Source organism: Burkholderia metallica (assembly GCF_902832845.1).
Taxonomy (GTDB): Bacteria; Pseudomonadota; Gammaproteobacteria; order Burkholderiales; family Burkholderiaceae; genus Burkholderia; species Burkholderia metallica.
The window spans coordinates 339,665-363,737 of record NZ_CADFDB010000001.1 but is presented as its reverse complement, the minus strand read 5'-3'; the positions used below and the strand labels follow the sequence as shown (position 1 = coordinate 363,737).

Here is a 24,073-nt window from a genome sequence, read left to right as displayed (position 1 = left end):
ACCTCGACGGGAGAACACCATGGAGAAGCTGGCTGCGTCGCTTGCCGGCGGCCCTGCGCCGGATACCGCCGACACCGCCGACGCCGAAGCGGCGCGCGCCGCCACGCGGCACCCGGACGTCCCGCTCGTCGTCCCGCTGATGGACGGCGGGACCAGGATCGTCTTCCATCTGCTCGCGCTGGGCTGGTTCGTCGCGCTGGGCATCTTCTGGCGCTGGTGGCTGCGCGACGAGCACTACGTCGACGCATTCCGCTTCGGCGTGAACGGCTTCGTGCTGTTCTGGACCACCTTCATTCCCGGCTACTTCATCTGCATCATCCGCTCGGCGGTCGTACCGAATCCCGCGCTGCCGGTGCCGCGCGACTGGCGCGTCGCGATGGTCGTCACCAAGGCGCCGTCCGAGCCGTTCGACATCGTCCGCACGACGCTGCTCGCGATGCTCGACCAGACTTACCCGCACGGCACCTGGCTCGCCGACGAAGACCCGTCGCCCGAGACGCTCGACTGGTGCCGCGCGCACGGCGTATCGGTGTCGACGCGGCGCGGCGTCTCCGCGTACCACCGGCCGAGCTGGCCGCGCCGGACCCGGTGCAAGGAAGGCAATCTCGCGTACTTCTACGACACGGTCGGCTACGACAACTACGATTTCGTGTCGCAGCTCGATGCCGACCACGTGCCGACCCGCACCTATCTCGAGGAGATGCTGCGGCCGTTCGTCGACCCGGAAATCGGCTACGTGTCGGCGCCGAGCATCTGCGACAGCAATGCGGCCGAGAGCTGGAGCGCACGCGGGCGCATGAACGTCGAGGGGCCGCTGCACGGCACGATGCAGGCCGGCTATGCGGGCGGCCTCGCGCCGCTGTGCATCGGCTCGCACTATGCGGTGCGCTGCCGCGCGCTGCGCGAGATCGGCGGGCTCGGCCCCGAGCTCGCCGAGGATCACTCGACCACGATGATCTTCAATTCGAAGGGCTGGCGCGGCATGCACGCGCTGAACGCGATCGCGAACGGCGAAGGGCCGCGCACGTTCGGCGACCTGGCCACGCAGGAATTCCAGTGGTCCAAGAGCGTGATGATCATCATGCTGCGCTACACGCGCCACTATTTCATGGGCCTGCCGCTGAAACTGAAGGCGCAGTTCCTGTTCTGCCAGCTGTGGTACCCGCTGTGCGCGCTCGCGATGGCCGGCGGCGTGCTGATTCCGGTCGTCGCGCTGCTCACCGGCCGCGTGTGGGCACACGTCGACTTCCTCACCTACCTCACCTATGCGCTGCCGCTGTCCGTGCTGATCCTGTGCGTCGTGACCTGGGCCACGCAGACGACCCGCTCGTGCCGCCCGCTGAATACGAAGCTGCTGTCGTGGGAAGGGCTGTCGTTCGTGTTCGCGCGCTGGCCGTGGGTCGTGCTCGGCTGCGTGTCGGCAGTGTTCGACTGCGTACGCGGCAAGGAATTTCCGTTCAAGGTCACGCCGAAAGGCGGCACGATCGAACAGGACGCGCCGCTGCGCGTGGTCGCGCCGTATCTGCTGATCTCGCTGTTCTGCAGCCTGCCCGTCGTGATGGTCGAGAATCCGCGCAACGCCGCCGGCTTCTATCTGTTCTCGACGCTGACGAGCATCCTGTATCTCGTGATCGCGGCCGTCGTCGCGGTGAATCACGGCAGGGAGCAGGGGCTCGACGCGTCGGCGTTCACGCAGATGTTCTTCAGCCGCCTGCCCGTGCGCAATGCGCTGTTCGCGATCGCGCTCGCGATGCTGCTGTCGGGCATCGGGCTGCGCGCGCCGCAAGGCTGGCAGGCGATGATGTGGCGCACGGGGTTGCCGGCCGTGGTCGCGCCCGCGCCGGGCGAACCGGTTAAGCAGCCCGAACTCGGCGCCTACGATCCCGGGAACGCGCTCGCGGCCGACCGGGATCTCGCGTTCGACCATGTGTTCGTGTCGTGGAACGCGCCCGACGTCCACGCGGAAATCGACGATGCGTACCGAAGCGCGCAGGCGCGCAACCGCTCGCTGATCCTGACCGTCGAGCCGTGGGCCGCCGGCGACACGCGGCAACGCGCACTGCTCGACGATATCGCGCACGGGCGCTACGATGCGCGGATCGCGGCCACCTGCTCGGCGCTCGCCGCGTTGAAGCGTCCCGTGTTCGTGCGCTGGGGCCACGAGATGGAGGCCGACACCGGCCGCTATCCGTGGGCCGTCGGCGATGCATCGGCGTACATCGCGGCGTACCGGCGATTCGTGAGCGCCTGCCGCTCGATGACCGACCAGATCCGCTTCGTGTGGTCGCCGGCCGGCAACCGGAACCTCGACGACTATTTCCCCGGCCGCGGCTATGTGGACGACATCGGCCTGTCCGTGTTCGACTGCCCGCGCTGCGCAACCTGGTCGACGTGGTCGGCCTGGTCGAGCGGCGGCCGTGCGTCCGCCGCGAGCATCCTGCGGACCAAGTACGAGCGGGTGGCCGACTACGGGCTGCCGGTGATGGTCACGGAACTCGGCGTCGACGGGTCGGATGCGCGCAAGCGCGACGCGCTCGACGCATTGCAGCGCTCGCTGTGGCGCTACCCGCTGCTGAAGGCCGTCGTGTATTTCAACGCGGTCGATACGCCCGGCGCGTGGCCGGGGCACTACGTGCCGGACTGGCGGATCGCGCCGACGTTCCTGCAGACGACGGTGGTCGCCAAGTGAAATGACCGGCGACCGGTGGCGCGGCCGCGCAGCGGCTGCCGGCCATCCGCGGTCAGCCGAGCAGTTCCTTCCTGCGCAACTGCACGACGTCGCGCATCGGCGGCGCGCCGAACAGCCGGCTGTATTCGCGGCTGAACTGCGACGCGCTTTCGTAGCCGACGACGGCCGCCACCGACCCGACGTCGCCGCCCTGCCGCAGCAACAGCCGCCGCGCCTCGTGCAGCCGCAGCTGCTTCTGGTACTGCAGCGGGCTCAGCGTCGTCACGTGCTTGAAGTGATGGTGCAGCGACGACACGCTCATGTTGACCGCCTGCGCGAGCGACTCGACGCGCATCGGCTCCGCGAAATGGTCGCGAATCCATTCGATCGCGCGCGCGATCCGGTGGGTCTGGCTGCCGGCGATCGCCATGTGCCGCAGCCGCGTGCCCTGCCCGCTCGTCATCAGCCGGTACAGCAGCTCCTTTTCGATCAGCGGCGCGACCACCGGAATGTCGGCCGGCGTATCGAGCAGGCGCAGCAGCCGCAGCGCGGCGTCGAGCAGCGGCGGCGTCAGCTCGGCGAGCGCGATTCCCTCGCCTTCGGGGCCCGCGTCGGGTTCGGGCAGCCGCATCTCGGCCGCCAGCTCGACGATGCGCTGCGGATCGAGCGTCAGCGACAGGCACAGGTACGGCGCGTCCGGCGACGCGTTCGTCACGCGCGACAGGATCGGCAAGTCGATGGAGGTAATCAGGCAATTCTGCGTGTCGTATTCGTACGCGTGGCCGGCCACGATCACGCGCTTCGCGCCCTGCGCGGCGATCACGAGCGCGGCCCGCGACACGCCGCAGCCGAGATCGACCGGCCGCGTGTGCCGGTGCAGCATCAGGCCCGGCACGGCCGTGGAATGCGAGCCGTCCGCCGGCGCGAAGCGACCGATCAGCATTGCCAGTTCGCGCCGCCCGGCTTCGCGCGACGCCACGATATCGGTCATGTCCATGATGCTTCCTCGATAGATTTCCCCATGTCGCGGGAGCATAGCGAAACCGCCCGCGGCCCGCCGGGGATTTGCAGGATTGTTCAATAAATTTGCAGGATTGGGTAGACGCAAAAACCGGCGCGTCGCGCACACTCCCCGCTAACCGGGCGTATGCCGGGTTTTCCCCACGGAGACAATCAAAATGCCTACCTCCTTTGTCCTGAACGGCAAGAACGTGACGCTCGACGCCGATCCGTCGATGCCCGTCCTCTGGGCGATACGCGAACACGCGGGACTGACCGGCACGAAGTTCGGCTGCGGCATGGCGCAGTGCGGCGCGTGCACCGTGCATCTCGAAGGCCAGGCCGTGCGCTCGTGCGTGCTGCCGCTCGCCGGCATCGCCGGCAAGCACGTGACAACGATCGAAGGGCTGCAGAGCAAGCCCGCGCAGGCCGTGCAGGCCGCATGGGTCAAGTTGCAGGTGCCGCAGTGCGGCTACTGCCAGTCCGGCCAGATCATGTCGGCCACCGCGCTGCTCGAACAGAACCCGAAGCCGACCGACGCGGACATCGACGCCGCGATGAACGGCAACCTGTGCCGCTGTGCGACCTACGCCCGCATCCGGGCGGCGATCCACGACGCGGCCGCGACGCTGGGAGCGTGACCATGACGATCGAACTCGACAATACCGGTTCGGTGCGTCCGTCGCGCCGCACGTTCCTGAAGGCCGCGGGTGCAGCCGCCGCCGTCAGCCTGACCATCGGCTTCGAATGGGCCGGCCTCGGCCGCCGCGCGCTGGCGGCGACCGCCCCCGCCGCCGACTTCGCGCCGAACGCGTTCCTGCGCATCACGCCCGACGGCGCCGTCACGGTCATCGCGAAGCACGTCGAAATGGGCCAGGGCGCGTATACCGGCATCGCGACGATCGTCGCCGAGGAACTCGACGCCGACTGGTCGCACGTGCGCGTCGAAAGCGCGCCGGCCGATGCGAAACGCTACGCGAACCTCGCGTTCGGCACGATGCAGGGCACGGGCGGCAGCTCGGCCATGTCGAACTCGTGGCAGCAACTGCGCGAAGCGGGCGGCAAGGCCCGCGCGATGCTGGTCTCGGCCGCGGCGGCCCGCTGGAAGGTGCCGGCCGGCGAACTGACGACGGCCAACGGCGTCGTCACGCACGCGAAGAGCGGCAGGACGGCCGCGTACGGCACGCTCGTCGCCGACGCGTCGAAGCTGCCGGTACCCGACACCGTCACGCTGAAGCAGCCGGCCGATTTCAAGCTGATCGGCCACCGGATTCCGCGCGTCGACGCGTCGGCGAAATCGAACGGCACCGCGCATTTCACGCTCGACACGACCTTCCCCGGCATGCGCGTCGCATTGTTGCAGCGCCCGCCGCGCTTCGGCGCGAAGGTGAAGTCGTTCGACGCGACGGCGGCCAAGGCCGTGCCGGGCGTCGTGTCGGTCGTGCAGGTGCCGGGCGGCGTCGCGGTCGTCGGAACCGGCTTCTGGGCCGCGAAACAGGGCCGCGACGCGCTGAAGGTCGAGTGGGACGAAACGAACGCGGAAAAGCGCAGCTCGGACGAGATCATGCGCGAATACCGGCAGCTCGCCGACAAGCCGGGCACGTCGGCACGCAAGGACGGCGATGCCGATGCGGCGATCGCGGGCGCCGCGCGCAAGATCGCCGCGACGTACGAATTCCCGTATCTCGCGCATGCGCCGATGGAGCCGCTCGATGCGGTCGTCAAGCTCACCGCGAACAGCTGCGAAATCTGGGCCGGCGACCAGTTCCAGACGGTCGACCAGGCGAACGCGGCCCGCACGGCGGGCCTGAAGCCCGAGCAGGTGCAGATCCACACGCTGTACGCGGGCGGCAGCTTCGGCCGGCGCGCGAACGCGTGGTCCGACTACGTGGTCGAGGCCGTGTCGATCGCGAAGGCGCTCGGCGCGGACGGCAAGCCGGTGAAGCTGCAGTGGACGCGCGAGGACGACATCCAGGGCGGCTTCTACCGGCCGATGTACTTCCACAAGCTCGAGGCGGGGCTGACCGCGGACGGCAAGCTGGTCGGCTGGCGCCACCGGATCGTCGGCCAGTCGATCCTCGCCGGCACGCCGTTCGCGGCGTTCATGGTGAAGAACGGCATCGACGCCACGTCGGTCGAGGGCGCGGCGAACCTGCCGTATGCGGTGCCGAACGTGTCGGTCGAGCTCACCACCACCCAGGTCGGCCTGCCCGTGCTGTGGTGGCGCGTGGTCGGCAGCTCGCACACGGCGTACGCGGTCGAGGCGTTCATCGACGAAGCCGCGCACACGGCCGGCAAGGACCCGTACGCGTTCCGCCGCGACCTGCTCGCGAAGGAGCCGCGCATGCGCGCGGTGCTGGATCTGGCCGCGCAGAAGGCCGGCTGGGATCCGGCCAAGCCGCTGCCGAAGGGCCGCGGGCGCGGGATCGCGGTCGCCGAGGCGTTCAAGAGCTATGTCGCGCAGGTGGCCGAGGTGTCGGTCGACGCGGACGGCAAGGTGAAGGTCGAGCGCGTGGTCTGCGCGGTCGATTGCGGGGTCGCGATCAATCCCGACATCGTCGCCGCGCAGATGGAAGGCGGCATCGGCTTCGGGCTCGGCGCGGCGATGCACAGCGCGATCACGCTGAAGGACGGCCACGTCGAGCAGCGCAACTTCGACGGCTACAACGTGCTGCGGATGGCCGAAATGCCGAAGGTCGAAGTGCATATCGTGCCGTCGGCCGAGGCGCCGACCGGCGTCGGCGAGCCGGGCGTCGCGCCGATCGGGCCGGCGGTCGCGAACGCGATCTTCGCGGCGACGGGCAAGCGGCATTACGTGCTGCCGTTCGATTCGGCGGATAGCGCTAAGGCTTGACGACGGGCCGCAATGCCGGCCGCGGGGCGGAAACGTCTCACGGCCGGCGTTTTTTGCCGGACGCGGCCGATGCGGCGTTCGATGTCGGCAAAAATCGCGCGTAACGCATTGATCCATCAGAGAACCCGTCGATCCGTGCAGGGTTCGCTGCCGGGTTCGCCACTCGGCCGGAGCGATGCTCCGCCCCTCGCCCCCCTACGTTACGTCGGACGTAACGGACGTAACGTCCCGTAACGCCGCCCGCCGATGCTACGTAACAATCCTTCAAGATTGCCCGGCCCCTTTTTTAATCCGCGCCGCGCCTCCCGTTAAAAATTCTTTTAAATTCAAGGCCGCCGCGGCGTCTGCGGCGATCCCGCTCCCGATCGATACCCGAGCCGCCCTCCCTGGCCCGGAAGTTGCAGCACAGGACCTGCAAACACTCCTTTATGGACATGAGAGGGCCACCATGGATTGCAAATACCTGTACATCGACAACATAAAAATCAATTTCGTGCGCCGCACGATCGAAATCGACAACAAGATCATTGATGTCACGCCGCGTGAATTCGACGTCGTCGAATTCCTGCTCGACAACATGAACAAGATCGTGCCGCGGCAGGCAATCCAGGAAGCCGTGTGGGGCCGTGAACTCGGCGTGTCGTCGCGCACGCTCGACACCCATATCTCGCGGATCCGCTCGAAGCTGCAGCTCGATCACGACAAGAACCTGCGCATCATCCCGATCTACGCGGTCGGCTATCGCCTGGTGCTGTTCGGTGCGGCGATGACGCACGTCGAGCGCCACGATGCGGCGCCGATCCTGCGCGCGGCACCGCAGCCCGCGATGGCCGCCGACTACGCCTGACGACTCACCCGCGCGCCGCCGGCTCGCGGCGCGCGTGCCACGCTCCCCCCACCGCGCTGCGGCCGATCCGCAGCGCGTCGCGGCCCGCCCGTCGGGCGCGGCCTCCCTGCCGCCCGGCCCGCCAGCCAGTCGCGACCCGACCGCCGCCTCCGGGCGGCGGTTGCTTTTGGGCGGCGCATGCAGCCGGCCGGCTTCGCCACGCTTCGTAGCACCCCGCTTCGGCGCCCGTGTCGCGATGCGCGCGACTACGGATTCCGGCGCGGCACACGGCCATGGCCGTCCCTACAATCGACGCAGCAGCCGCGCGCGCCCCTGAGTGCCGCGGGCCCCGGAACAACCCGTCGAACCAACGCCGAATCCGCCCCGATCCCGCCGTGCCTGCGCTGTTCCTGACGAATGCCGACGCCGGCGATGCCGCGAACCGGGAGACGCCCGACGCTTGCGCGCCACCCGCCGCATCGCCGACCGCGGTCGCGCTCGACGCGTCGCCCCATCTGCCGCGCCTGTCCGCTGCCGCCGCGCGCGGGCTGTCGCACGCCTACTGCGCGCCCGGCGCCGTTCCGGTCACGCTCGGCGAACACGCGTACGACGTGCGCTGGCGTGTCGACGCCGAGCCGGCCGCCGATGCGCACGCATACCGCTTCGTCGTCGGCCCGGCCGCCGGCACGCTGTGGATCGACCCGGTCGCGGAAGCGGCATGGCTGGGCGACGCGGCCGATCCGGCCGTGCCGGCCGTGATCCGCGCGGCGCTGCTCGCCGATCTGGGCGCGCCGCTCGCGACCGTGCTGCAGTCCGCGACGCGGCAGCGCGTGGAATTGCTGCCGCCGCCCGACAGCGTGCCCGCCTGGCGCGCGTCGCCGGCCGCGCTGCGCTTCGAGCTGCGGCGCGCCGACGCCGCATGGCGCTGCCACGGCGCGCTGCTGTTCGACGCGCCGGATGCGCTCGCCGTGTTCTTCGCGGCTGCGCCCGCCGCACCCGCCGACGCGCGCGCAGCCTACGCGAACCTGCCCGTGCCGCTCGTGTTCGAGATCGGCCGCACCGAGCTGACGACGGCCGAGCTGGCCGACGTCGTCGGCGGCGACATCATCGCGATCGAGCACTGGCACGCGCACGAGCAGAACCTGCTGTGCGTCGCGCGGCTGCCGGCCGCGCCGGCGTGGGAGATTACCGGACGGCCATCGGGCAACCGGCTGACCGTCGAACGAATCAGGGAGATGCCTTTGGAACCGACCCGCACCGACATCGCGTCCGCGACGACGCCCGACGCGCCGCCCGCCGATGCGCCGCGCCCGCTCGACGGCCTCGCGGTCGACCTGCGCTTCGAGCTGCCGCCCACGTCGATGCCGCTCGGCGAGCTGAGCGCGCTGCAGCCCGGCGCCGTGATCGAGCTGCAGCAAGGGATCAACCAGAGCGTGATCCATCTCGTCGCGAACGGGATGCTGATCGGCACGGGGCACCTGATCGCGGTCGGCCAGAAGCTCGGCGTGCGGGTCGTCACGCTGACCCAGCCCGCGCCGCGCGAGCGCTGAACGATGGGCAACCTGCCGAATCCGGTCGCGCTGATCGCGGTGATCGCCGCGCTCGGCATCGCGCCGTTCGCCGCGCTGATGGTCACGAGCTACACGAAGCTCGTCGTCGTGCTCGGCCTGTTGCGCTCCGCGCTCGGGATCCAGCAGGTGCCGCCGAACCTCGTGCTGAACGGCATCGCGCTGATCCTGTCGCTGTTCATCATGGCGCCCGTCGGGATGTCGATCCGCGACGCGCTGCAGGCGCGCCACTTCGATGCGTCGGGGCAGCTGTCGACCGCCGACGTCGGCGCGCTCGCCGATGCCGCGCTGCCGCCGATCAAGGATTTCCTCGTGTCGCACACGCGGCAGCGCGATCGCGAATTCTTCGTGCGCACCGCCACCTCGGTGTGGCCGAAGAACCGCGCGGACGGCATCAAGGACGACGACCTGCTGGTGCTGGTGCCGAGCTTTACGCTCGCCGAGCTGACGAAGGCGTTCCAGATCGGCTTCGTGATCTATATCGTGTTCATCGTCGTCGACCTGCTGGTCGCGAACATCCTGCTCGCGCTCGGCATGCAGATGATTTCGCCGACCACGATCTCGGTGCCGTTCAAGCTGTTGCTGTTCGTCGCGCTCGACGGCTGGTCGCTGCTCGTGCACGGGCTCGTGATGTCGTACCGGGTGACGGGAGCCGGATGATGGACGCGCACCGCCTGCGCCACGCCGCCGCGTGCCTGTGCGCGCTGGTCGCGCTCGCGTTCGCGTGCTGGCAGCCGCGCGTCGCGCATGCGGCCGGCGGTGCAGGCTTCGCGCAGCTCGCGCGCGCGTGCGCGCCGAACGTCGATCCCGATACGCTCGCCGCGCTCGTGCGCACCGAGTCGGGCTTCAATCCGTATGCGATCGGCGTGGTCGGCGGCCATCTGGCACGCCAGCCCGCGTCGCTCGACGAAGCGCGCGCGACCGCGCGCGAGTTGGCCGCACGCGGCTTCAGCTACAGCGTCGGGCTCGCGCAGGTGAACGAGCGCAATTTCACGAAATACGGGCTCGACGAGGCGACGATGTTCGAGCCGTGCCGCAACCTGCGGGCCGGCGGCGCGATCCTGACCGAATGCTTCGCGCGTTCCGCGAATACCGGGCGTGCCGCGCAGGCCGCGTTGCGCGCGGCGCTGTCGTGCTACTACAGCGGCAACTTCACGACCGGCTTCTCGACCGGCTACGTGAGCCGCGTCGTCGCCAGCGCGCAGCGCAACGCGCGCGAAGGCGGCATCGAGCCGATTCCGGTGGTGCGCGACGTGCCGCCGCCCGCGCGGCAGCGGCGCATGGACGCGGCGGCCGTCACGCCGCCCGAACGCGCCCGCCGGCTGGCAGCGCCGGCCGCCTCCGCGGACGCGCCGTCGTGCCATGCGCGCCCGGTCGTGATGATGTGCCGCGGGCTGCCGGCGAGCCAGGCGAAGCGGCTGTGCGTGCGCTGTCTCGATCAGTGAGCGCGGGATCGCGCGCGGCGCCATCGGCTCGCGCCCGTACCGCTTTCAGGGGCCCGAACGACGCCGCGCCCGTCTCGTAGCGGGCGCGGCGCCGGTTCGCCGGCCGCCCGTCATCGCTACGAAACAGCGGCGTTCCCGCCGCCGGACGCGTCCGTACACTCGAACGATCGCGGCGCGGCGTGCAGCGCGCCGTGGGTGCCGCGCATCGCGCGGTTCATCGGAGACGAGCATGCTGTTGATCGACGGATTGGGACTGGGTGTCAACTGGCAGCGCTTCCTGTCGGAAACGCTGGATCCGGTCGTCGCGCCGCCGCCTCCCCCGCCGCCGAAGAAGGACGATCCCGCGGCCGGGCCCGCGAACCCGACCGTCACGCCGCCGATTCCGGTCACCGCGACGCCGTCGACCGATCCGTCCAAGCCGACCAACGCGGAAATCCAGTCGGCCACGGCGTTGATCCAGAGCATGGCCGCGCAGTACACGCCGCCACCGCCCGACATCACGGTGGAGAACGACAAGACGACCGCCGTGCAGAAGGCGATCCAGGACGCGCAGACGAAGTACGACAACGCGTCACAGGCGCTGCAGGGCGCGCAGAACGTGCTGCACCTGGCGAACCGCGACCCGGAGACGACAGCCGACGAGCGCAAGACCGCGCAGGCCGACTATGCGAAGGCACGCACTGCCGCCGATACCGCGCAGCGCGAACTCAACGTGACGACCGACGCCGGTTACATGATCCTGTACGGCGAACAGGCAAACGCCGACATGCCGGCCGGGATGAAGATCGACGATTCCGGCAAGGTGACGGACCCGGGCGACGCGCAGCATGCGGCCGACCAGCAGCTCAAGACGCTGCTCGCGGCGTTCCCCGATCATCCGGACGATCCGAACTGGGTGCCGCAGGCGAGCGACTGCAAGAACCCGCTGCAGATCCGCGCATACGACGACTGGCAGACCGCGCAGGCGCATGCGTCGGCCGGCTCGGCGAAATATTTCGCGGACGTCGCAAACTCGAATCTCGCGTACGCGCAGTTCCAGTCGACCCTCGCCGACCCCGACTACAAGGCGGCGCTCGACGCCGGCGTCGGCCGGCTCAACGATGCGTTGCAGCCTTTCGACCTGCAGGTGTCGATGCCCGACCCGCCGGATTCCGCGGATGCCGCGCAAAAAGCCGTCACGGCCGCCGCCAAGGATGCGAACTACGCGAATGCCGCGCTTGCGGCGGCGAACGACAACGTGACGCTCGCACGGGCGCAGCAGCAGTCCGATGCCGACAACGGCAAGGACGGCCCGACGGTGATCGTGCCCGGCGCGATCGAGAAGGACAAGACGGCGCTCGATCACGCGCAGGTCGCGGCAGGCACGAGCAGCAGCTATCTGCAGATGCTGGCCGCGCAACAGCAGGCCGACACGTTGCAGGCGAACTACAACGGCAAGCTCGCGCGCCTCTCCGACGATCCGAGCGACCCGTACCGGCAGCTCCAGCTCGCGAAGCAGCAGGCGAGCATCGCGCACGACGCGTTCGTCGTCGCGTACGGCACATCGCTCGCGCAGCAGTACGACGACCAGGCCGCGCAGATCGAGGCCACCGTCAAGCCGCCCGCGCGAACCTCGCCGTTCGGCACGGCGAACCCGTCGCAGCTGTTCGCGCCGCCGCCGTGGAACACCACCGGCACGCCCGCGAACGGCACGTCGAAGCTGCCCGGCGCGGCGCCGCTGTTTTCGTCGCCGCTGCCGACGACGAACGCCGCAGGCGCCCCGAACGGCAGCCAGCCGTTGTGGAACACGTCGCCGCTACTGAACGGCGCGCTCCCGTACCCGCCGGCGAATGCGGCCGCGAACCCGGCCACGCCGTCCGGCCCGACGCTGCTCGATGCGAAGCGCCTGCGCGTCGCCGCGGGCGCCATCCGCGCCGCCGACAACCGGCTGTCGAATCTGGTCAACGAGCGCGCGACCGGCGCGGCGCTCACCGAAGCGCGCAACCAGCAATCGCAGAAACACGCGGCGCTCGCGACGATCCAGCAGCAATACGACGACTGGCAGGCCGCGCATCCGGCGCCGCTGCGCATTCGGAAACTCGCCGACGGCGACATCCTGCCCGCGTATACGCCGCCGCTGCCGAACCCGAACCAGAGCCAGCTCGATCAGGCCAAAAAGGACGCGCAGAACGCCGACAACACCGTGCAGCGGCTGCAGTTGCTGAGCGAGTCGGCTCACCAGCAGGTGTTGCTGGACCAGTTCGATGCGGGGCTCGACGAGCGGCTGCGCTATGCCGCGCCGGATTCGGACGCGTACAAGGACTACCAGAAGGCGCAGCACGACTTCTACGAGGCGCATCGCAGCGAACTGTCGAACACGCTGCTCGACGCGGCGAGCGCGAGCACCGGCAACGGCGCGACCATCGACTTCGGCAAGCTGAGCGACACACAGCAGCGCAACCTGATCGGCGTCGCGCTCGGCATGGAGCCGGACGTCGCCGGCGACCCGTCGTCGAACCCGTCCATCGCCACCGACACGCAGACGCATTTCACCAACAAGGACAAACTGTCGACGATCGACGGCGTGCGCGACAAGCTGCTGAAGATCGGTGGCGGCGCGGCCACGCAGATCAACGTGCTGCCGATCGTGTATGCGGCGAAGGACGCCGGCATGCAGACGACCGCGATGTTCAAGGTCAAGGACAAGGACGGGGACACCCAGTTCGTCGACGAGACCGCCAGCACGTACAACGACATCAACGATTACATCGACAACAACGAACTGTCGTCGGACGGCACGGTCGACATCGCGACCGGCCACAACGACAACGGCACGCTGCAGATCACGTCGCGCGCCGCGCACCACGACAGCGGCTTCGACAGCCTGATGAAAACGCTGACCGGCACCAAGGTCAATCTCGGCATGCTGATCGGCGGGATGGTGCTCGAAGGCATCGGCGGCGTGCTCGACGCGACCGGCGTCGGGCTGCCGCTCGGCGCGACGCTGAACGTCGTCGGCGCCGGCATGACGTACACGTCGATCGCCGCGACGATGACGAGCTCGGCGCTCGACATCAAGACCCGCCTCGATCACGGCCGCAGCATCAATCCGCTGACCGACCCGGGCGCGCGCGCGGACTTCATCAACCTGGTGCCGATGGGCGCCGCCGGCGCCGCGAAGCTGGCCGGCAGCAAACTGTTCACGCGCACCGTCACGGCGCTGACGCGCACGCCGAAAGTGGCGTCGGTCTTCAGGGGCGCGATGAAGGCCACGGCGATCACGACGGGCGCGATCGGTGCGGGCGAATCGTTCGTCGAGGCCGGCGTCGACTACTGGAATCACGACACCAAGGCAGGCAACCAGGCGCTCGTCGGCGGCGTCACGAATCTCGCGCTGATGGGCGCAGGCGGGCTCAAGGAGCGTGCGGTCACGAGCGTCGTCAAGCGCACCGGCAGGCCGTTCGCCGCGCGCACGCCCGACGGCCGCACGGTCACCGTGGACGGCCGGACGATCGGGCGACTGCTCAATCAAGGCGACGACGCATCGCTCGCCGCCGGCCGCAATCGCGCGACGTTCGACGGCGAGCGCGTGACGGTCGCGCCCGACGGCACGCTGAGGGTCGGCGACAAGATCCTGACCTACGAAGACCAGCCGATTCGCGTGCTCGACGGCGCATCGCGCAACGCGTTGCCCGCGGGCAAATCCGTGGTGCTCGGCGACGACGGCAAGTTGTCGGTCGTCTCCGCTTCCGACAAGAACTGGACCAACGGCACGCGGGTCGACTCGGTGACCGACACCGGCGAACGGCTGTCGTTCGGCCCCGGCGGCCGAATGAGCGCGACGCCGAAGATTCTCGCGAGAACGCCGCTCGACCTGCTCGACAGTGCGCTGCAGCAGGCGCGCGACGAGTACGTCGCCGCTCGCGGCGAACAGGCGCCGCGCAGCCTCGCGCAAGCGGCGCAGCAAGGCGAGACGGCCAGCGCCGCGAACGACGCGCGCAGCACCCGGCGCACCAGCGAGGAACGCGCGCGCGTCGACGCGCAGCAAGACGAGCGCGCTGCCGAGCACGTGACCGACGCGAACCTCGACCGGCGCAGCGCCGACGCACAGGCGATGCGGTACCGGCCGCTGGATACCGACGCGCCGGCCGGTGCGCTCGCGCGCGCGACGCCCACCGCCGCACGCCCGCGCGTCGACATCCGGGTCGTCGACCTGACCGGCGCCGAGCCCGCCGCGCGCGCGGCCACGGCCGATCCGGCCGGCATCTCGGTGCCGCGCGGCCCAGGCGCGGAGCCGCTCGAGGTCGGCGGTCGCACGCTCTACATCGTCCGCGACGGCGACGCGCCGCACGCGGCGTCGCCCGCCACCGCGCGCGCGCAGAACTTCGACGAACCGATCGTCGTCGTCGCGGGCGAGCGTGACGCGCAACTCGCGCCCGAACTCGCGAACCGCTGGCAGAAGCCGGTCTACGCGGCGACGCCCGACGCATTCGGCGCCGACGGTCAGCTGCGCACCGACGCGCGCATGCTGCGCTTCGATCCGGCACCGGACGGCGTCGCGGTCGCAGGCGGCCCGGCCGGCGGCGACGCCGCCGAACAGGCGTCGCACGCCGCGCCGGCGCGCGACGCGAACGACGGGCCGGTGATCGTGCTCGCCGGCAAGCGCGGACCGAACGCGCCCGCGATGCCGCGCCCCGCCGCGACGCCGCAGCCGATGAAGGCACTCGACGGCCGCTTCAGCCCGCCGAACCGGGTCCTGGTGCTGGTCAGGCCCGAACGCGCCGCCGCGCCCGAGCGCGCGCCGGCGCACGACGAGAGCGCGCCGGCGCGATCCCGCGCGGACGGCGCCCACCCGCGCCCGGTGTCGGACCACGAGGTCGCCGGCGCCTACGATGCCGATCTCGTGGCCGCGCATCCGGAGACGACCGAAGCCGCGCCGCCCGACGCGGCCGCGTCCGGGCCGGGCTGGTTCACGCGGATGCAGATGCGCTTCGGCGGCGCGCCGGTGCCGGAGGCCGCGCGGGCACTCGCGGGGCAGTCGGCGACGCTCGTCACGCAGTTGCGCATGCTGAGCGAGGCCGGCTGGCGCGTGAAGGTCGGCAAGCGCGGCGGCGGCAGCCACATCGATTCGCGCAAGCGCGTGATGACGATCGACGGCGCGCTCCAGGACCCCGGCAGCATCACGTACACGCTCGCGAGCGAGGCGCGCCAGGCGGTCGAAGCGATGGCCGGCGTGCTGAACCTCGACTACGGCAGCCGCGGCCGCTTTACGCGCAAGGCGCTCGAAGCGCAGGCGCGCGCCCAGATCAACGCGTTCGAGGCACGCTACGAGATCGCGCTGTCGACCGGCGTCGACATCGCCGAACACGCGCATCTGCCCGACGCGATCGCGCGCGAAGGCGTGGACTGGCACGGCCCGACGAGCGATTACACGGGTACGGTCGCGCGACTCGCCGACAACGTCGCCGATGCGCCGGTCTCCGGCCGCGACGAGCAGACCTACCGCGAATTCTACGACGACGTATGGTCGCGCCAGCAACGCCGGGGCGGCATCCCGCACCGGATGCCCGTGCCGCGGATGCACGCCGGCGACGGCCGGGACGGCACCGCGCCGGCCGGGCGGCAGCACCTCGACGAGCGCACCGCGTGGAGCTACGCGCATGCGGTGTTCGCGTCGCCGTTCGGCGACGGCCCGGCGCCCGATGCCGCCACGTTGCAGGCGCGCCGCGACGGACACCTGTCGACGCTTGCGGACGGCAACGTGCTGATGCTGCACGCGGACACGCTGCCGGACGGCACGCTGCTCGTCGACGGCCAGCCGGTCGGTGCGCACGAATACGCGATCGCGATGGCGCCGTGGCATACGGTCAAGCAGGCGGATGCGATCGTGCTGTCCGCCGGGCACGGCGGCTACGAAGCGGCCGCGCGGCTCTCGAACGTGTGGCGGCGCGCCGTCTACGCGCCGCCCGAGCATGCGGCCGGCGCCGATGCGACGGTGCACGACGCGCGCGTGTTCCGCCGCTTCGACCCGGCCCCTGCCGCACCGCACGCCCTCGGCGAACTCGCGGCCGACGCCGACGGCGTTCATCTCGACGGCGATCCGGCCACCCGGATCGACATCGACGGCAACGTCGGCGAACTGCTGGGCGCAGGCGCGCGCAAGACCGCGTTCGCGCTCGGCGACGACGCCGCGCTCGCCACCGTCGACCGCAGTCCGCCGCCGCCCGGCGCGCCGCAGGAACCGTTGACGCCCGAAGCGCAGCGCGCGGCCAACGAGCAGCTCGTGATCGACGAGCAACGGGCGCTCGCGCAGCTGGAACAGTGGGGCATCCGCACCGTTCGGCTGGACGGGCCGTTTCGCGCGCTCGGCGAGCGCGTCTCCGCGCTGTCCCGCCCGCTCGGCGTGTTCCACAGCGACGAGTTCGCGACCGGCCGCCTGCCGCCCGCGCTGTCGCGCGCGGGCATCCGGAACGTGGTGAAGCTGCGCGAACTGCTCACGCAATTCGAAATCGGTTTCGACCTGCAGGGCATCTTCACGCGCACGGGCGACTTCCTCGTCTGCGATCCGGGCCCGATCCTGCACACCTACGCGGCGCACGCGCTGTCGCAATCGCGTCTGTTCGAGATCGAAAAAGGCATGATGCGCTGGATCGAGTTGCACGGCGAAGACGCGCTCGATTCGCAACGCGACACGACACCGGTTGCCGACGACGCGTTCGTGCAGAAGCCGTCGGTGATCACGCGCGTGCGGATGCGGGTCGGCGGCGCGCCGCTGCCGGTCGAGGTCAGCGCGCTCGCGCAGCGCTCCGGCACGCTCGCGACGCAACTGCGCATGCTCGACGCGAACGGCTGGCGCGTGAAGGTCGGCAAGCGCGGCGGCGGCAGCCGGATCGACACGAAGCGCAAGCGCGTGACGATCGACGGCGCGGCGGCCGGCCCCGGATGGATGACGTACGTGCTCGCGCATGAAGCGAAACATGCGGTGGACGCGATCGAGGGGACGCTCGGCCTCGACTACAGCGGCCGCGGGCGCTTCGTGCGCACGGCGCTCGAAGCCGAAGCGCGCGCGCAGCTCAGCGCGTTCGAGGCACGCTACGAGATCCGGATGGCGAGCGGCGTCGACATCGCCGCGAAGGTGCGGCTGCCGGACGCGCTGCAGGCGGAAGCGGACGCATGGCAGACGGCGCGCGGCAACGACGGCGCGCTCGCACGGCTCGTCGACGCGTTCGCCGATGCGCCGGTGTCGGGCGGCCGCGGCAAGACCTACGCCGAGTTTTACGGTAACGCGTATGAGCGCGGCCCCGGCCGGCGCACGCGCGCGATGCCGGCACCGGAGACGCGCGCCGCGCGCGACGGCGGCGACGCACCGCCATCGATGCGCGAGATCCAGGCGCAGCGCGCGGCATGGTCGCAGGCCCACGCGGAACACGACGCGTCGCCGTTCGGCGCAGGCGGCCCGCCGGCGGTCGACACGCTGGCGCTGCTGCGCGACGGCCGCGTGCTGCTCGACGTCGGCCAGCGCATCGCGATCGTGCCGGCCGACACGTTGCGCGACGGCACGCTGCTCGGGCCCGACGGGCAGCCGGTCGATCCGCACGAATTCACGCTGCTCAACGCGCCGCCGTCCGACCCTGGCTACACGACGATCCTGTCGGCGCGGCATGCGAACGAAGGGGCGGCCGCGCAGCTCGCGAACCTGTGGCAGCGCGCGATCTACACCGTCCATCCGGACACAATCGGCGCGGGCGGCCTGCCGGACGACCTGTCCGGGCTGAACCGCTACCGCCCGGCCAGCTATCGGCAGCCGTCGCTCGGCGAGCTGTCGGTCGACAGCGTGCACCGCACGCTCTACCGCGACGGCGATCCCGCGCGGCCTGCCGACCCTGCGGATTTCCTCGGGCCGGTGCTCGGCTCGGGCGCGTACAAGACGGTGTTCGACGGCGGCGCCGGCCAGGCGATCGGCGTATATCGCGACGGCTCGATCGAGGGCCTCGCCGACGCGTACGAAGCCGTCGAGCTCGAGCAGGACGGGCTCAGGATGCTGAAGGAGGCGTACGAGCTGCCGACCAGCACCACCGACGGGCCGTTCTCGGTCGCCAACCGCGTCGGCGTCGTGCTGAAGCCGTCCGCGCAACTCAGCAGCGTCGACGTGGAGTTCGACATCGGCCTGCCGGCCGTGGTGTCGAGCCGCGGTCTGGCGGATCTCGCGCGCATTCGCCGCGTCACGCAGGCCCACCACCTGCTGTACGACTTCCAGGTCCTGTTCGGCCGCAACGGCGACGTGATGCTGCACGATCCCGGCGAAGTGATGCCGGGCGCCGACCCGGACGGCAGCGTACTCGGGCGAATCGACGAAGTCGCCGCGAAAATCCATTCCGGGATCGCGCACGGCCGCATCAAGCTCGCGCATCCCGCGTTCGACGAGGCCGGCGCGTACGCACCGCGGCGCGGCGCGATCGCGCGCGTCGTCATGACCTTCCGCGGCATCGTGCTGACGATGCAGGCGCATGCGCTGGCGCGCCGTTCGCCGACGCTGCGTGCCCAGATGCGGCTCGCGCGCGCCGACGGCTGGAAGGTGAAGCTCGGTGCGCCCGACGGCGGTCAGTACGTCGATGCGGCGCGGCGCAGGATCGTCCTCGACGGCAACACGCGCCGCGCCGGCACGCTCGTGTTCGCGCTCGCGCACGAAGCGCAGCACAGCGTCGACCTCGCGACGGACACGCTCGGCCTCGACCGCAGCAGCCACGACGCGTATGTAAAGAGCCTGCTGCTGGCCGAAGCCCGTGCGCAACTCAACGCGTATCGCGTGCGCGCCGAAATCCTCGCTGCGGGCGGCCCCGACATCGCCATGCACGTGCAGCTGCCGCCGGCGCTCGCGCGCGCGGCGGAACACGCGTTTGCAAGCGGCGATCCGGCCGCGCTCGACGCACTCGCCGACGCGTTCGGCGAGATGCGCACGTCGCTGCCGGGCCGGCCGACCTATCGCGCCCTGTACGGCGAGCAGGCGCGGGCCGATCTCGCCGGTGCGCCGGCGCCGCTCACGCTCGCGGCGCCGGCGCGTGGCGGCGCGCGGGCCGGCGGCGCCCGGCGCGGCCGCTATGCGCTCGACAGCGCGGAGATGACGCGCGCGCGCGCGTGGCTCGACGCGCGCGGGATGCGCACGCTCAAGCGCATCGACGGCGCGGATGCGTCGTCGCTGCGCACGCTCGTGCGGCAGGCCGGCGTCGATACCGCGCTGCTGATCACGCGCGCCGGCAAGCTCACGCCGGCGACGGCGCCCGATTTCGTCGCGACCGCACGGATCGATGCGAACGGCGCGATCACGGCGCCGAGGTTCATCGGCCGGAAGCTGACGCCCGACGAGCAGCAATCGCTCGCCGCCGCGCTCGATGCCGCGCATGATGCGGCGCAACCCGCGCAGGCCGCGGCGGCACGCGCGGGCTTCGCGTTCCATGCGTCGCCGGTGCCGCTCACGCAGCTGCAGGCGCTCGGCGGGGTGTCGAAGATCGAGCATGCGAGCGACGGCAACGTAGTCGAATTCACGCGACGCGGCCGCGTGAGCAGCCGGTACGTCGATGCGATCGGCGCGCTCGCGGATTCGAAGCACTTCCGCAGCGCGCACAAGGCCATTGGCGCGGCCGGCCCGTCGGACACCCTCTACGCGATCGATCGCACGAGCGGCGAGATTCGCGGCCATGCGACGTACGATGCCGCGACGGGGTCGTGGAAGTACCACGAGAATGCGCCGCTTGCGAAGACCCGCATCGAGAACCGTCCGCTGCGCGACGCGTATCCGCGGCGCGCGCAGGTGCGCGTGCGGCCGCACGGCAAACCGCACGGCGTGCCGCTCACGCGCGCGCGCCGGCACGGCGTGTCGTTCGTGGTCAGCAGCGTCGATCCGGCCATGCTCGAGCAGGTCGGCAATCGCTTCGATCCGCCGAAGCCGCCGAAAGCGGACAAGCCGGACAAGCTGCCGCGGCCGGGGCTGCGCTATCTCGGCCATCTCGGTCTCACCAGGACGCTGAACGCGCCGCGCCGCGTCGCGCTGTTGACGCGCAACCGCACCGCGGCGCTGCTCGGGCGCGCACGCGCCGGCGCCGCGCTGCCCGCCGCCGCGGCCGCGACCGTGCCGCTGTTCGACCAGAACGTGCTGCCGGCGGGCAAGCATGCGGCGCTCGATTTCAGCGGCCACAATGCCGTGCATCTGCTGAGTGCGGCCGAGTTCGGCGCACTCGATGCGGGCAAGCATCGCATCTACGTGTACGACACGAGCGACGCGCTCACGTACCGGCTCGACACACCGCGGGGCGTGCTGGTGCCGGACGCGAAGGGCAAGCTGACCTGGCACGACGGGCAGAATCCGGGCGCGCCGGGTGTGCCGCTCGAGTCCTCGCCGATCGGCGCCGGGCCCTACGGCGCCGACACCCATTTGCTGCTCACCGAGCTCACGCCGAACGAACTGGCGGATCACGCGCGCGGCACGCGCCTTGCCGCGTTGAACCGGCGCGTCGAGTATCTGGAAGGGATCGAGCAGGATCCGTCGCCGAGCACCTTTGCGTCGCTGCGCAGATGGGCGAGCGACGAGGCACGCGAAACGCGCCGCGCACGCAACACGCTGAAGAAGGAAATCAAGGCCGCGACCAAGGCTGCGAAGCGCCAGGGCCTGACCGCGCCCGCATACCCGGAGCTCAAGATTCGCCCGTACCAGCCGTCGCTCGTCAGCACGACGCTGGTCGAATGGAAGCGCCTGTATGGCGACGGCAACGTGCCCGACCTGTTCGCGCACCTCGAGCGGATCGACGCGCTCGCGAAGTACGCGCGCGATTCGCGGCTGCCGCCGCTCGAACTGACCGACGCAACCGACACGACGCCGCCGCCCGCGATCATGGCCGATGCCGCCGCATGGCGCGACACCGGCATGCCGTTGTACGTGGCCCGCGACTGGTCGGGCGGCGGCGCGCGCTACGCGCCGGTGCCGTTTTCGAAGCGGGCGCAGCGCGGCCTCAGCACGGCCGCCGCCACCGACCGCGCGCTGCGCCGTGCCGTGCTCGGCGCCGGCAACGCGTTGCGCAACCGCATCGTGCCGATGAGCCGCGCGTATCGGCTGTCCGACGATCCGGCCGCGTTCGTCGCGCAAATCCGTCGCAACGGCGGCGTCATGCCGGTCGTGACGATCCCGATCGATCCGCACACGCTGAACGCGACGCGCGGCGCGAAGCACGACGCGGAATTCGTCAGCGACGTGAAATCGATCGGCGACCAGAAGAAGGCGAAGATCGACTACTGGGAAGGTACCGTCACGGGCGAGAACGGCAAGGTCATGCACCTCGACGACCTGACTCGCGAGAACCTGCATCGCTGGCTCGACGCGGCCTCGCAGGCCGGCTTCCTGCTGCGCCTCGAGATGGCGCCCGCGCGCGCGCTCGTGTCGTCCGCCGACTATCGCCACCTCGCGGGCACCAACGACGGCTACCACCATCACGCACGCCTCGGCACCCTGCTCGAATCATGGGCCGCCGAGCACGAGGGCCAACCGGCTCCGCACGTGATGGTGACCTTCCACGGCTGGGACGCGGTGCCGGAGCCGGTGCCGGGCGCCGGGCACCTGGAGCTGCTCAATTCGCTGCTCGACCGGCCCACGCTCCAATGGGTGCATGTCGGCCTGTCGTACGCGACGCACGGCGCCGACTTCATCGCGAACCAGGAGCTGACGACCGCGCTGGCCAGGCTGCTCGTCGAGCGGGCCGTGGAGGAATACGCGCAGCCGGGCGGCTTGAACCCGCGACACAGCAAGCTCGCACGGCTGCACGGCACGGACGCGCTGACGCGCGTGTTCGAGCGCGTCGATCGCGACACGCTGGCGGACCAGCACCAGATGCTGCTGGCCGAAATCGAGCGGATCGGCCGCGAAAAGGGGCTCACGCCCGCCCGGATCGCCGAATTGCGCCAGCGATTGTATGAAGGCAATACGACGCGGCTGCTGAATCGCGCGCGCTATGCGACGGCGAAGTTCGCCACCGACGCGTGGCACGCCGACCCGAAGCACGCGCCGTCCGAGAAGTCCCGCGAGCGCGCGTTCAACGACGCATGGCTGAAAGACGTCGGCGCGCTGCTGGACGCGCCGGAACAGGACACGACGCTGATCGACGGCCGGGACGTCGCGGCCGGGCTCCAACCGTGGCGCGAAGTGGTCCGGCGGCCGGCGCTGATGGTCGACGCGTCGCTGCCGGTCAGCGACAACCGTCTGATCAGCGCGCAGGCTGCCGACTACGTGAAGCCGGACGATCCGCTCGCCGCATTCGCAGAACTCAATGCGCTGCGCCTGCAGCAGATGGAACGCTCGTGGTCGGTGCTCAACTGGAAGAACGTGCTGTCGGGACTGGTCGGGATCGGCGCCGGCGTCGCCGTCCACCATATCGGCCTGACGCCCGCCCACTACAAGCAGGCGGCCAACGCGACGTTCGTCGGCGTGCGAACGGGCCGCCTCGTCCAGGCACTGCACCAGGACACGCTGCGCGCGCTGCAAAGCGGCGATCCACGGCTCTTCAACCACGTGATCGATCGCTTCATCAACGGGCTCAACAACCAGTTGTCGGCACACCGGATGGACGAGGCGCAACGTCGCGAGTCGCTGGTGCGGCTGGCGGCCGAAGGCCGCGCGAAGATCAACCTGCAGCTCGAACTGCACGGCCGCAAGGTGCTGTCCGCCGACAAGACGGTCGAGTATACGAAGCTGCTCGCGACCGACATGATCCAGCAGATGCAGGGCGTGCTGGCCGGCACGTCGATCCAGCAGCTGCATCACGGCAATCCGCGCCGCTTCCTCGGCAAGGTGGGCCGCACGGCCGCGATCGCCGGCTATGCGAGCCTCGGCGAATTGTCGCTGCATACGCTGCTGCAGGATCCGTCGCTGGTGCCGTTCCTCGGCACCACCGGTGCGGTGCTGGGCCTCACCTACACCGGGCTCGTGCAGGCCAGCGCGTTCACCCACCTGAGCATCGAACGGCGCAGCCGCGTCGTGCGCTTCATCGATACCGCGTCCGACCTCGCGAGCATCGCGGGCGGCTATATCGCGCCGTTCGTCGGCGCGGCGGCGACCATCCACACGAACGTGCCGATGGCGATCTCGTCGCTCGGTTCGGCAACGCTGCTCGCGCTCGCTCGTGCCGACACGCATTTCCCGAACCTGACCAAGCGCGTCACCGGCAAGATGCCGACGATACTGCTGCTCGCGCCGATCGGGATCTACGTCGGCAACTGGATCTATACGGCGTTCAGCGGCAGCGGCAGTAGCAGCAGCAATAGCGGCAACGGCAACACGCCGCCGTCGAGCGGCGCGACGAACCACGGCAGCGCGCCGTCCGTGCCGTCCGTGCCGTCCGCGCCGCCGGCACCGCCGTCAGGCACGCACGCGCACGTCGCGCCCGCGGCGCCCCCGACGACGACACCGCAGGCGCCCGGAGGCGCCGCCGCGCAGCCCTACATCGTCGTCGCCGGCGATTCGCTGTGGGTCATCGCCGACCGGCATCGCCAGTCGCTGCTCGACGCCGCGCACGTATCGCCCGCCGATCAACAGGGAATGACGCGCGACCAGCAGGACGCGCGCGCGCTGAAAGAAATCCTGCAGCTCAATCCGTCGGTCGCGAACGATCCGAATCGCCTGCCGGTCGGCGCGCCGCTGATCGTGGGCTGATGGCGGCGCGCGCCCGGATGCGGCGGTGCGCGTCGATCGCG

General features: G+C 70.7%; 9 protein-coding genes. 8 read left to right on the top strand and 1 reads right to left on the bottom strand.

What is annotated here, in order from left to right; genetic code table 11:
* Positions 1 to 19: 19 nt before the first annotated feature.
* Positions 20 to 2,689: a glycosyltransferase family 2 protein gene (locus tag HWX08_RS01595; RefSeq protein ID WP_174923031.1), complete on the top strand. Its 2,670-nt coding sequence runs from the start codon at positions 20 to 22 to the stop codon at positions 2,687 to 2,689.
* Positions 2,690 to 2,741: 52 nt separating this feature from the next.
* Here the strand turns inward: HWX08_RS01595 and HWX08_RS01590 are convergent, their stop codons facing one another.
* On the bottom strand, positions 2,742 to 3,665 hold the full coding sequence (locus HWX08_RS01590; RefSeq protein ID WP_069260395.1) for an AraC family transcriptional regulator: 924 nt from the start codon (positions 3,663 to 3,665) through the stop codon (positions 2,742 to 2,744).
* 181 nt (positions 3,666 to 3,846) lie between these two features.
* Between HWX08_RS01590 and HWX08_RS01585 the strand changes: the two genes are divergently transcribed.
* From HWX08_RS01585 to HWX08_RS01555, 7 genes are all read left to right on the top strand, one after another.
* Complete coding sequence (locus HWX08_RS01585; RefSeq protein ID WP_006480868.1) at positions 3,847 to 4,308, top strand: (2Fe-2S)-binding protein; 462 nt, start codon at positions 3,847 to 3,849, stop codon at positions 4,306 to 4,308.
* A 2-nt stretch (positions 4,309 to 4,310) separates the two neighbouring features.
* Positions 4,311 to 6,521, top strand: coding sequence for a xanthine dehydrogenase family protein molybdopterin-binding subunit (locus tag HWX08_RS01580; RefSeq protein ID WP_069260396.1), 2,211 nt, complete (start codon positions 4,311 to 4,313; stop codon positions 6,519 to 6,521).
* A gap of 448 nt (positions 6,522 to 6,969) precedes the next feature.
* Positions 6,970 to 7,368, top strand: a complete 399-nt coding sequence (locus tag HWX08_RS01575) for a winged helix-turn-helix domain-containing protein (protein ID WP_069260397.1) — start codon at positions 6,970 to 6,972, stop codon at positions 7,366 to 7,368.
* 374 nt (positions 7,369 to 7,742) lie between these two features.
* On the top strand, positions 7,743 to 8,897 hold the full coding sequence (gene sctQ / locus HWX08_RS01570) for a type III secretion system cytoplasmic ring protein SctQ (protein WP_174923033.1): 1,155 nt from the start codon (positions 7,743 to 7,745) through the stop codon (positions 8,895 to 8,897).
* A 3-nt stretch (positions 8,898 to 8,900) separates the two neighbouring features.
* Positions 8,901 to 9,575 (top strand): type III secretion system export apparatus subunit SctR, encoded by a 675-nt coding sequence (gene sctR, locus HWX08_RS01565; RefSeq protein ID WP_069260399.1) that lies wholly within the window; start codon positions 8,901 to 8,903, stop codon positions 9,573 to 9,575.
* Complete coding sequence (locus tag HWX08_RS01560; RefSeq protein WP_069260400.1) at positions 9,575 to 10,360, top strand: lytic transglycosylase domain-containing protein; 786 nt, start codon at positions 9,575 to 9,577, stop codon at positions 10,358 to 10,360. The genes sctR and HWX08_RS01560 overlap by 1 nt, the downstream gene beginning before the upstream one ends.
* A gap of 229 nt (positions 10,361 to 10,589) precedes the next feature.
* Positions 10,590 to 24,032 carry an LWXIA domain-containing protein gene (locus HWX08_RS01555; protein ID WP_175806968.1) on the top strand — a complete coding sequence of 4,481 codons (13,443 nt, stop codon included), beginning with the start codon at positions 10,590 to 10,592 and terminating at the stop codon, positions 24,030 to 24,032.
* The last annotated feature ends 41 nt before the right edge of the window (positions 24,033 to 24,073 follow it).